The organism is Mycobacterium noviomagense (assembly GCF_010731635.1).
GTDB lineage: Bacteria > Actinomycetota > Actinomycetes > Mycobacteriales > Mycobacteriaceae > Mycobacterium > Mycobacterium noviomagense.
In genome coordinates this window covers 90,970-100,421 of sequence record NZ_AP022583.1, presented here as the reverse complement: position 1 = coordinate 100,421, position 9,452 = coordinate 90,970, and the positions used below count along the sequence as shown (strand labels likewise).

Sequence of the window (9,452 nt, the reverse complement as noted above, 5' to 3'; positions counted from 1 at the left end):
GGAGAGGCGATATGACCACGCTTGCGGTGCTGGGCGCAGGAGCCAAGGCGGTAGCGGTCGCCGCCAAAGCATCGGCTTTGCGCGACATGGGAATTCGACCGCCTGAGGTGGTTGCCGTCGAACGCACCGAGGTCGCCGCCAACTGGCAGGCCAGTGGCGGCTGGACCGACGGCGCGCAACGGCTTGGCACCAGCCCGGAAAAAGACGTCGGCTTCCCGTACCGGTCGTCGTTGGTGCCCCGCCGCAACGCCGAGCTCGACGAGCAGATGACGCGCTACAGCTGGCAGTCGTATCTGATCGCCACCGGACAGTTCGCGGCGTGGATCGACCGCGGCCGGCCCGCGCCTACCCACCGGCGCTGGGGTCAGTACCTGCGCTGGGTAGCCGAGCAAGTCGGCATGACGGTCGTCGAGGGCGAGGTCGAACGGCTCGGCCTCGACGGCGAGCGCTGGGCGGTGCGCACCCACGAAACCACGGTGCACGCCGACGCTTTGATGATCACCGGGCCGGGCCAAGCCGAAAAATCGCTATTGCCCGGCAATCCGCGAGTGCTCTCGATCGCGCAGTTTTGGCACCGCGCTGCCGGACCGGATCGCATCTGCGCCGAGCGGGTGGCGGTGATCGGTGGTGGCGAGACTGCCGCGTCGATCCTCAACGAGCTTTTCCGGCACCGGGTTTCGACGATCACCGTGATCTCGCCGCAGGTGACGCTGTTCACGCGCGGCGAAGGGTTCTTCGAGAACTCGCTGTTCTCCGACCCGACCGACTGGGGCCTGCTGACGCTTCGGGAACGCCGCGACGCGGTGGCCCGCACCGACCGCGGGGTGTTCTCGGCGAGCGTGCAGGAGGCGCTGCTGGCCGACGACCGGATCCGGCACCTGCGGGGGCGGGTTGCGCACGCGGTAGGCCGCGAGGGGCAGATCCGGTTGACCCTGAGCACCGACCGAGGCTCCGAAAACCTTGAAACCGTGCACGGTTTCGATCTGGTCGTCGACGGATCCGGCGCCGACCCGCTGTGGTTTTTGACGCTGTTCAGCCAGGACGCGCTTGATCTGCTCGAACTCGGCATGAGTGGACCGCTGACCGGGGAAAGCCTCGAAGAAGCGATCGGATATGACCTCTCCGTCACCGGCGTCACCCCAAAGCTGTTCCTGCCCAACCTCGCCGGGCTCAACCAAGGTCCCGGCTTCCCAAACCTCAGCTGCCTGGGACTCCTGTCGGACCGGGTGCTCGGTGCCATGGTCGCCGCCCAGCGCAGCCCGTCCCACCAACTCTCGGCCAAAAGGCGGGATGAGCACCAATCCCTTCGGTGACGACTACGGCCGAAGAGTCTGCGCGAGGCGGTAGACGCAGGCTAGACCGCCGACGCCGCCTGCAGCAGCGACATCGCCGAGCTGCGCGAGAGCACCCAGCCGCCCTGGTTCACGAACGTGACGTTCTGGGTGACCGGCGCGGTGAGCTTGGGGCCCGAGACAGCCACGTCGGCCGTGGCCGAGCCGGCGCCGGCGGGCTGGATATTCGAGACGTTGAACGACAACGGCAGCTGGCCGCGCTTGGCCGCCTTTTGCAGAGCGTGGTCGGCCATGTGAGCTTCAGTGGGGCTGATGCCGCCTTCGACAAGTCCGCCCTTGTTCGCAAACGGAACGTTGGGATTGGCCAAGCTGGTCAGGACGGTGGACAACTGGTCGGCGGTGGGCAGGGTAGCGGTTTGATCCTGCGGCAGAGGTGCGCCGAAGACGACAGGCTGCACCGGAGACGGCACGGTGGATACAAGGCCGCTCAGTCCTGCGGCTGCGGCGCCGATTGCGGCTACCGCCGCCATACCGGAGGCCAGTGTTTTCACGGTCATTGCTGTCCTTTCGATCGCCACGATGTCGATGTGGTAGCAGTTGTGATTGTTGATCCTGATACTGGTGTTTCGTATGGCTGGCCGGTCGTGTTACACGCGGGCCGCCGACCAGCGGCGATGTAACGCAACAGAGGGGAGTTACGACAAAACGGTCAGCACCGAGCACGTGAACTGCACAATGACACCAACGCGTACGTCCGAATCGAAAGGACCGCCATGACCGTAAAACCCATCGTCACAGGTGTTGCAGCCGTCGCCGCAATCGCAGCCGCAGCAGCGGGCGCGACTTCCCTCGCCTCCAGTGGCGCTGCCACCGCCCAGCCGCAGCCCGTTGTCTTCAGCGCACCGCTGCCGGACCAGCCGCCGCCACCGGCGCCGCCGGCACCCGGCCTGCCGACCCCGGACCAGTTGGCCACCCTCTGCAACCAGGTCACTGATCCCGGTGTGTCCTACACGACCAAGAACAATCTGGTTCAAGGCGGCATCCCGCCAAACGAGGGCCACGACGCCGACCACAAACTGCGCCAGGCGTACCGAGCCGGGTATTTCCCTGAAAACTTCAACGTGACGAACATCCAGCAAGCCGGTCCGAACGTCACCGCCGACGTGACCACCACGGGGCCGAAGCTCGCGGCACCGGTCACGCAGAACTACACGTTCGTCAACGACGGCGGCAACTGGATGATGGCGCACGACTCCGCAGTCGCTTTGATCCAGACGGCCACTGCCGGAACCGGCTAGCCGCCCACAGCGCCGAGCTCGATCGTGGCCAGGCGCGCCGGATCGGCGAGCACGTCGATCGCGGCGATTCGTCCGTCGCGCACGACAAAGCCCATTACCGCGGCCGGCCGCCCGGCCACGAACACCACCGCGCCGGCTGCACCGTTGACCGTGGCAGGCCGCACTTCGCGCTCCGGTGCGGCATAACCTCGCGCCAGCCCGGCCACCGCCGACGCGCCCCGCACCGCGCGGACCGCGCCTGGGCCGAAGTCCCCGTGCAACGCCACGTCTGGGTGCAGGACGGAGATCAGGCGGTCGAAGTCGCCGGCGTGCCCGGCCGCGAAGAACGCGTCGACGACCTCCCGTTGAGCAGCCAGGTCAGCGTCGGGAACGGGGGCCGCATCCTGGATCCGCCGGCGTGCCCGGCTGGCGAGCTTGCGGGTGGCCTCCGGCGACCGCTCCACGGTCGGCGCTATCTGCTCGAAGGGCAGGGCGAACACGTCGTGCAGCACGAACGCCAGCCGCTCGGCCGGCGGCAGGGTGTCGAGCACGACGAACAACGCCAGCCCGACCGCGTCGGCCAGCATCGCCCGGTGTTCGGGGTCGAATTCCCCGACCGCGTCCACAATCGGGTCGGGTACCTGCGGGACCAGCTCTTCGCCGCGGCGAACGCGCCGGGCACGCAAGGCGTTCAGGCAGATCCGCGCCACCACGGTGGTCAGCCAGGCGTCGAGGTTCGCGATGTCCTCAACGCCCGCTTGATCGCGGTTCAGACGCAGCCACGCTTCCTGCACCGCATCCTCGGCGTCCTGCAGCGACCCGAGCATTCGGTACGCAAGAGCGCTCAGGTGCGGGCGCGCCGCCTCGAACCGCGCCGTGAGAGTGTCGGTCACCGGCCGTCGGCGTCGGGCAGCGCGCACACCATGCCCTCGGAGAATCCCGATGACCCGATACCGAGCGCCAGGTTGAACCGGGCCCGCAGATTCTCCAGCGCGATGACGTGGGTGAGCTCGACGAGCGCCGCGGTGCTGAAATGCCGGCGCAGCGCATCGAACATCTCGTCGCTCACCTCGACCGGTGTGCGGCTCATCGCCGATGCGTACTCGAGCACCAGCTTGTCCACGTCGGAGAAGCATGCCGCGGTGCGGTATGTCGGCAGCGCAAGCAATTCCTCGTCGCTCAGCCCCCACCGGCGTGCGATCTGGGAACCGAGGTCAATGCAGTATTCGCAGCGAACTGTTGTCGCGGCCTTCAGTTCGGCCAATGCTCGATGCCGCAGGTCGAGCAGATCCAGTTTCGCGACTGCCTGCTCGAGTTTGCCGTAACCGCTCAACAACTTCGGGATGTGGGCATACATGCGCAGCGGTTCGAGCATGGTCTCGGTTTCGCGGCCCGCCATCTTGGCCAACTGGCGCCTGGTGAAGAAGAAGACGATCTTCGTGGTGAGTCCCGCCTCGCGGTCGGAAACTCCGTTAAGTCGTGGCATGGCTTACCTCCTTGACGGTGGTCTTACCTACCTCGACACTTGACGGCGCCCGAACGTGACCGCTGCTAAGCCTGCTGGCCCAGCGGCATGTCCAAATCCAGTAGCCGCGCATGCAGCACAGTGCGATTGCGCAGTGCCGCACGCACGGCCCGGTGCAGACCGTCTTCGAGGTAGACGATGCCCTTCCACTTGACCGCGTGCGGAAACAAGTCGCCGTAGAAGGTGGAGTCTTCCGATAGCAGCCGGTCCAACGCCAGAACCGTTGTGGTAGTGACCAATTCGTCAAGCCGTATTTGCCGGGGCGGTATTCGTGACCAGTCCCGATAGGACAGGCCATGGTCGGGGTACGGCTTGCCTTCCCGCACACCTTTGAAGATCATTTCGCTGCGTCGCCCCGGCTCGACGTGCGCATGGTCTACAAGGCTAGCGCGCCGACAATGCAGACTGAAAACGGCTGAGGGATGGGGTGCGCGCTCCTGATCACCGTGAAGGCAGTGATGCTGCCCGTAAAATAGAGCCGATCAGGAGGGTAATCGTGATGGGAAGTGCCGACGATCGTCGCTTTGAGGTGCTGCGCGCCATCGTCGCCGACTTCGTCGCCACCAAGGAACCGATCGGCTCGAAGGCCTTGCTGGAGCGGCACAACCTAGGCGTGTCCAGCGCTACCGTCCGCAACGACATGGCTGTGCTGGAGGCCGAAGGCTACATCACACAGCCGCACACCAGCTCGGGACGCGTACCGACCGAAAAGGGATACCGCGAATTCGTCGACCGGCTCGATGGTGTCAAGCCGCTGTCCGCCGCCGAGCGTCGCGCCATCCAGAAATTTTTGGAGTCCGGTGTCGACCTGGACGACGTGCTGCGCCGCGCGGTGCGGCTGCTGGCGCAGCTCACCCGCCAGGTAGCGGTCGTGCAGTATCCGACGCTGTCGACGTCGACCGTGCGGCACCTGGAAGTGATCGCGCTGACGCCGGCTCGGCTGTTGATGGTCGTGATCACCGACACCGGGCGGGTCGACCAGCGCATCGTCGAACTAGGCGATGTCATCGACGAGCACCAGCTCTCGCAGTTGCGCGACATGCTCTGCCATGCCCTGGAAGGCAAAAAGCTCACCGCGGCATCGGCCGCCGTCGCGGAATTGGCCGAAGGCTTGGACGGTGCCGGCGGGCTGGGCGACGCCGTCGGCCGGGCAGCAACCGTACTGGTGGAATCGCTGGTTGAGCACAACGAAGAACGGTTGGTGATGGGTGGCACCGCTAACCTGACCCGCAACACCGCCGACTTCGGTGGGTCGTTGCGCTCGATCCTCGAAGCACTCGAGGAACAGGTTGTGGTGCTGCGCCTGCTTGCCGCGCAGCAGGAAGCCGGCAAGGTGACCGTGCGCATCGGTCATGAGAACGAGGCCGAAGAAATGGCGGCTGCGTCGGTGGTGTCGACCGCCTATGGCACCCAGGACACCATCTACGGGGGAATGGGCGTGCTGGGTCCGACCCGAATGGACTATCCGGGAACTATCGCTAGCGTGGCTGCGGTTGCTATGTACATCGGCGAAGTGCTGGGTGCTCGATGACCGCGCACCCGCTGCAGAACTTCTGGACAGCCGCCTAAAGGCGGCCCGAGAGCGGCTTGGGAAAGGTTAGGCGTGGCACGCGATTATTACGGTCTGCTCGGCGTGAGCAAAAACGCCAGCGATACGGAGATTAAACGCGCCTATCGCAAGCTGGCGCGCGAACTGCATCCCGACGTCAACCCGGACGAAGAAGCGCAGGCGAAATTCAAAGAAATCAGCATGGCCTACGAGGTGCTGTCTGACCCGGAGAAGCGTCGCATCGTCGACATGGGCGGAGACCCACTGGAGAGCGCCGGGATGTCGGCCAACGGCTTCCCAGGCTTCGGTGGTCTCGGTGACGTGTTCGAAGCGTTCTTCGGTGGTGGCTTCGGCAGCGGCTTCGGCGCGGGTTCGGGATCTCGTGGTCCGGTGGGACGAGTCCGGCCGGGCTCGGACTCGCTGCTGCGGATGCGCATGGACCTCGAAGAGTGCGCAACCGGCGTCACAAAGCAGGTCACCGTCGACACCGCGGTGTTGTGCGACCGCTGCCACGGCCGCGGCACCAACGGCAACTCCGGTCCTGTGCGCTGCGACACCTGCGGCGGTCGCGGGGAAGTCCAGTCAGTCCAGCGGTCGCTGCTGGGCCAGGTGATGACGTCACGGCCGTGCCCGACCTGCCGCGGAGTCGGTGAGGTCATCCTCGACCCCTGCTATCAGTGCGGCGGTGACGGCCGTGTGCGGGCGCGTCGCGAGATCACCGTCAAGATTCCCGCCGGTGTCGGCAACGGGATGCGGGTGCGTCTGGCGGCCCAGGGTGAAGTGGGTCCCGGCGGTGGCCCGGCCGGCGACCTGTACGTCGAGGTGCACGAACAACCTCACGACATCTTCCTGCGCGACGGCGACCACCTGCACTGCACGATCGGGGTCCCGATGGTCGACGCGGCACTGGGCACCACAGTCACGATCGACGACATTCTCGACGGCCCCACCGAGGTCGCTATCCCGGCCGGTACCCAGCCGGGTTCGACGATCACGCTGAGCGGTCACGGAATGCCGCACCTTCGCTCCGGCACTCGCGGCGACCTGCAAGTGCATGTCGAGGTGGTCGTGCCGACGCATCTGGACAAACGCGACGCCGAACTGCTGCGTGAGCTCAAAAGCCGTCGCAGCCGCGACGTGCCCGAAGTCCGGTCCGCCCACGGCAACGCCGGCGGCGGCCTGTTCAGCCGGCTGCGTGAAACCTTCACCGGCCGCTAGTCGGTAGGCGCCGCACGTGGTGGCGACCTTGTTCTACGTCGACGCGCTGCCCGACACCGGCGCGGTGGCCGTCGTCTCCGGTGACGAGGGATTTCATGCCGCTACGGTGCGCCGGATCCGTCCCGGTGAACACCTCGTGCTCGGCGACGGTGCGGGTAGCCAGGCCGGCTGCGTGGTGGAGGAGACCAGCCGCGACGGGTTGCGAGCCCGGGTCCTGAACCGGTGGACCGTAGCGCCCGCGAAGCCGCCGGTGACGGTGGTGCAGGCGCTGCCCAAATCGGAGCGTTCGGAATTGGCGATCGAGCTGGCCACCGAGGCGGGCGCTGACGCGTTCCTGGCATGGCAGGCGGCGCGCTGTGTGGCCCGCTGGGACGGCGCGCGTGTCGACAAAGGTCTGCGCCGGTGGCGCGCCGCCGCCCGCTCGGCTGCCCGCCAATCCCGCCGGGCGTATATCCCGCCGGTCGAAGGGGTGGCCTCCACCGCGGCGCTCATCCAGCGAATTCGCGACGAGGTGGCCGCAGGTGCGACAGTGCTGGCGCTGCACGAGTCCGCCGCCTCTGCGCTGACCGATGTTTCGCTGGCACAGGCGAATTCGTTGATGCTCGTGGTCGGTCCCGAGGGCGGCATCGCCGACGACGAGATCGCCGCGTTGACGAAGGCGGGCGCGGCCGCGGTGCGGCTGGGTCCGAGCGTGCTGCGAACGTCGAGCGCGGCCGCCGTCGCGTTGGGAGCCTTAGGTGTGCTGACACCGAGGTGGGACCAACCCGGCGAGGATGGGCGAGCTGACTCGCGGCGAAATCGACGGTAGCGCAGCCAAGTTGCCGTTTTTCGGCGCTGACGTCAATCTCGGCGAATTCTGTTCCGTCTGAGAGGCGGGCGTGCCACTCTCGAACCGATGGTTAAGGGAGTGCCCATGAGCAATGACACATACGATTTGAGCGCAATTTTCGACGAGCACGTTGCTCACGAGTTCGTGGCCAAGGATGTGGCCGCGACTATGGCGACGATGACTGCGGACGCCTTCGTCAATCACGTTCCCACCATGGCGGGCGGCGTCGGCATCGACGAGCTGACGGACTTCTACGACAAGTACTTCATCGGCCATTGGCCCGCAGACACGACGATCATCCCGGTGTGCCGCACGGTGGGCACCGATCGCGTCGTCGACGAGATGATCATGTCGTTCACCCATGACGTCCCGGTGCCGGCATTTCTGCCGAACGTGGCACCGACCGGGCGCACGGTGCTGCTGCCGGTGGTCGTTGTCATGGGCATCGACAAGGGCAAAGTCGCCTACGAGCGGATCTACTGGGACCAGGCGTCGCTGCTGGTCCAGATTGGTCTGCTCGACGAGACACAGCTGCCCATTACCGGTGCTGTCCAGGCGCACAAGGTGCTCGACAAAGATCTGCCCGCCAATACGCTGCTGCGGCGCTGATCGCGGCGAGCTGCTGAACATTGGGGTGTGACGGTGCTCGGCGGTAGACTGGCAGACCGATACATCGACCACAAAAACGCAGAAAGCAGGCATAAGGCACCACGTGACGCCCCGCGAGACCAACGCTGCTGACCCGGCCTCGTCTCAGGTTCGCAGCAGCATCGACGTTCCGCCCGACCTCGTCGTGGGCCTGCTGGGTTCGGCTGACGAGAACCTGCGCGCACTCGAACGCACATTGGCCGCGGATCTGCATGCGCGCGGCAACGCCATCACCCTCACCGGTGAGCCAGCCGACGTTGCGCTCGCCGAACGGGTGATCGCCGAACTTGTCACGATCGTGGCCAGCGGCCAGCCACTGACACCGGAAGCGGTGCGCCACAGTGTGGGGATACTGGTCGGCACCGGCAACGAGTCACCGGCTGAGGTGCTCACCCTGGATATCTTGTCCCGGCGCGGCAAGACAATTCGGCCCAAGACACTCAACCAGAAGCACTATGTCGACGCAATCGACGCGAACACCATCGTGTTCGGGATCGGCCCAGCCGGCACCGGCAAAACGTATCTGGCGATGGCCAAGGCGGTCAACGCGCTACAGAGCAAAGAGGTCACCCGCATCATCTTGACGCGGCCCGCCGTGGAAGCTGGTGAGCGCCTTGGCTTCTTGCCGGGCACCCTGAGCGAGAAGATCGACCCGTACTTACGGCCGCTGTACGACGCGCTCTACGACATGATGGATCCCGAGCTGATCCCGAAGCTGATGAGCGCCGGGGTGATTGAGGTAGCGCCGCTCGCCTATATGCGTGGAAGAACCCTGAACGACGCCTTCATCATCCTCGACGAGGCGCAGAACACCACGCCCGAGCAGATGAAGATGTTCCTCACTCGGCTGGGTTTCGGCTCGAAAGTCGTTGTCACCGGCGACATTACGCAGATCGACCTGCCGGGAGGCGCCACCTCGGGGCTGCGGGCTGCAGTAGAAATCTTGGAGGGCATCGACGACATTCACATCTCGTACCTCACCAGTGCCGACGTGGTCCGCCATCGGCTGGTGTCCGAAATCGTCGACGCCTACGCCAAATACGAGGAACCCGGCCTGATGAACCGAGCCGCGCGGCGCGCGTCGGGCGTGCGTCATCGCCAGTAGCTGGTGAAG

Annotated in this window: 11 protein-coding genes; 7 read left to right on the top strand and 4 right to left on the bottom strand. The window is 66.0% G+C overall.

Annotated features, from left to right (window positions below; all coding sequences use genetic code 11):
• The first annotated feature begins 11 nt into the window (after positions 1–11).
• Positions 12–1,313, top strand: coding sequence for an NADPH-dependent L-lysine N(6)-monooxygenase MbtG (gene mbtG, locus G6N15_RS00345; RefSeq protein WP_083084504.1), 1,302 nt, complete (start codon positions 12–14; stop codon positions 1,311–1,313).
• 41 nt (positions 1,314–1,354) lie between these two features.
• Here mbtG and G6N15_RS00340 read toward each other — a convergent pair whose 3' ends face one another.
• A complete protein-coding gene (locus G6N15_RS00340; protein WP_083084506.1) occupies positions 1,355–1,849 on the bottom strand; it encodes a hypothetical protein in 495 nt (164 codons plus the stop codon).
• A 216-nt stretch (positions 1,850–2,065) separates the two neighbouring features.
• Between G6N15_RS00340 and G6N15_RS00335 the strand changes: the two genes are divergently transcribed.
• A complete protein-coding gene (locus G6N15_RS00335; RefSeq protein ID WP_083084509.1) occupies positions 2,066–2,590 on the top strand; it encodes a hypothetical protein in 525 nt (174 codons plus the stop codon).
• On the opposite strand, the gene G6N15_RS00330 is transcribed toward G6N15_RS00335, so the two are convergent.
• The 3 genes from G6N15_RS00330 to G6N15_RS00320 all read right to left on the bottom strand — a co-directional run bounded on the left by G6N15_RS00330 (position 2,587) and on the right by G6N15_RS00320 (position 4,435).
• Positions 2,587–3,462, bottom strand: coding sequence for a sigma-70 family RNA polymerase sigma factor (locus tag G6N15_RS00330; RefSeq protein WP_083084628.1), 876 nt, complete (start codon positions 3,460–3,462; stop codon positions 2,587–2,589). The two genes, G6N15_RS00335 and G6N15_RS00330, sit on opposite strands and share 4 nt — an antisense overlap.
• Positions 3,459–4,055 carry a carboxymuconolactone decarboxylase family protein gene (locus tag G6N15_RS00325; RefSeq protein WP_083084511.1) on the bottom strand — a complete coding sequence of 199 codons (597 nt, stop codon included), beginning with the start codon at positions 4,053–4,055 and terminating at the stop codon, positions 3,459–3,461. Before G6N15_RS00325 ends, G6N15_RS00330 begins: the two co-directional genes overlap by 4 nt.
• Positions 4,056–4,120: 65 nt before the next feature.
• The gene (locus tag G6N15_RS00320; RefSeq protein ID WP_083084514.1) at positions 4,121–4,435 is read right to left on the bottom strand and encodes a type II toxin-antitoxin system VapB family antitoxin; all 315 of its coding nucleotides are present in this window, start codon (positions 4,433–4,435) and stop codon (positions 4,121–4,123) included.
• Between the two features lie 158 nt (positions 4,436–4,593).
• Between G6N15_RS00320 and hrcA the strand changes: the two genes are divergently transcribed.
• The 5 genes from hrcA to G6N15_RS00295 all read left to right on the top strand — a co-directional run bounded on the left by hrcA (position 4,594) and on the right by G6N15_RS00295 (position 9,443).
• Positions 4,594–5,625 (top strand): heat-inducible transcriptional repressor HrcA, encoded by a 1,032-nt coding sequence (gene hrcA, locus G6N15_RS00315; RefSeq protein WP_083084516.1) that lies wholly within the window; start codon positions 4,594–4,596, stop codon positions 5,623–5,625.
• A gap of 72 nt (positions 5,626–5,697) precedes the next feature.
• Positions 5,698–6,861 (top strand): molecular chaperone DnaJ, encoded by a 1,164-nt coding sequence (dnaJ, locus tag G6N15_RS00310; RefSeq protein ID WP_083084519.1) that lies wholly within the window; start codon positions 5,698–5,700, stop codon positions 6,859–6,861.
• A gap of 16 nt (positions 6,862–6,877) precedes the next feature.
• A complete protein-coding gene (locus tag G6N15_RS00305; protein WP_083084521.1) occupies positions 6,878–7,669 on the top strand; it encodes a 16S rRNA (uracil(1498)-N(3))-methyltransferase in 792 nt (263 codons plus the stop codon).
• Positions 7,670–7,774: 105 nt separating this feature from the next.
• On the top strand, positions 7,775–8,299 hold the full coding sequence (locus G6N15_RS00300) for a nuclear transport factor 2 family protein (RefSeq protein ID WP_083084523.1): 525 nt from the start codon (positions 7,775–7,777) through the stop codon (positions 8,297–8,299).
• Between the two features lie 103 nt (positions 8,300–8,402).
• Complete coding sequence (locus tag G6N15_RS00295; RefSeq protein ID WP_083084525.1) at positions 8,403–9,443, top strand: PhoH family protein; 1,041 nt, start codon at positions 8,403–8,405, stop codon at positions 9,441–9,443.
• The last annotated feature ends 9 nt before the right edge of the window (positions 9,444–9,452 follow it).

Excerpts from the sequence above, each read along its gene's own strand:
- hrcA (WP_083084516.1), top strand. The coding sequence starts at position 4,594 with ATGGGAAGTGCCGACGATCGTCGCTTTGAGGTGCTGCGCGCCATCGTC.
- G6N15_RS00320 (WP_083084514.1), bottom strand. The coding sequence starts at position 4,435 with ATGATCTTCAAAGGTGTGCGGGAAGGCAAGCCGTACCCCGACCATGGC.
- G6N15_RS00340 (WP_083084506.1), bottom strand. The coding sequence starts at position 1,849 with ATGACCGTGAAAACACTGGCCTCCGGTATGGCGGCGGTAGCCGCAATC.
- G6N15_RS00335 (WP_083084509.1), top strand. The coding sequence starts at position 2,066 with ATGACCGTAAAACCCATCGTCACAGGTGTTGCAGCCGTCGCCGCAATC.
- mbtG (WP_083084504.1), top strand. The coding sequence starts at position 12 with ATGACCACGCTTGCGGTGCTGGGCGCAGGAGCCAAGGCGGTAGCGGTC.
- G6N15_RS00300 (WP_083084523.1), top strand. The coding sequence starts at position 7,775 with ATGAGCAATGACACATACGATTTGAGCGCAATTTTCGACGAGCACGTT.
- G6N15_RS00325 (WP_083084511.1), bottom strand. The coding sequence starts at position 4,055 with ATGCCACGACTTAACGGAGTTTCCGACCGCGAGGCGGGACTCACCACG.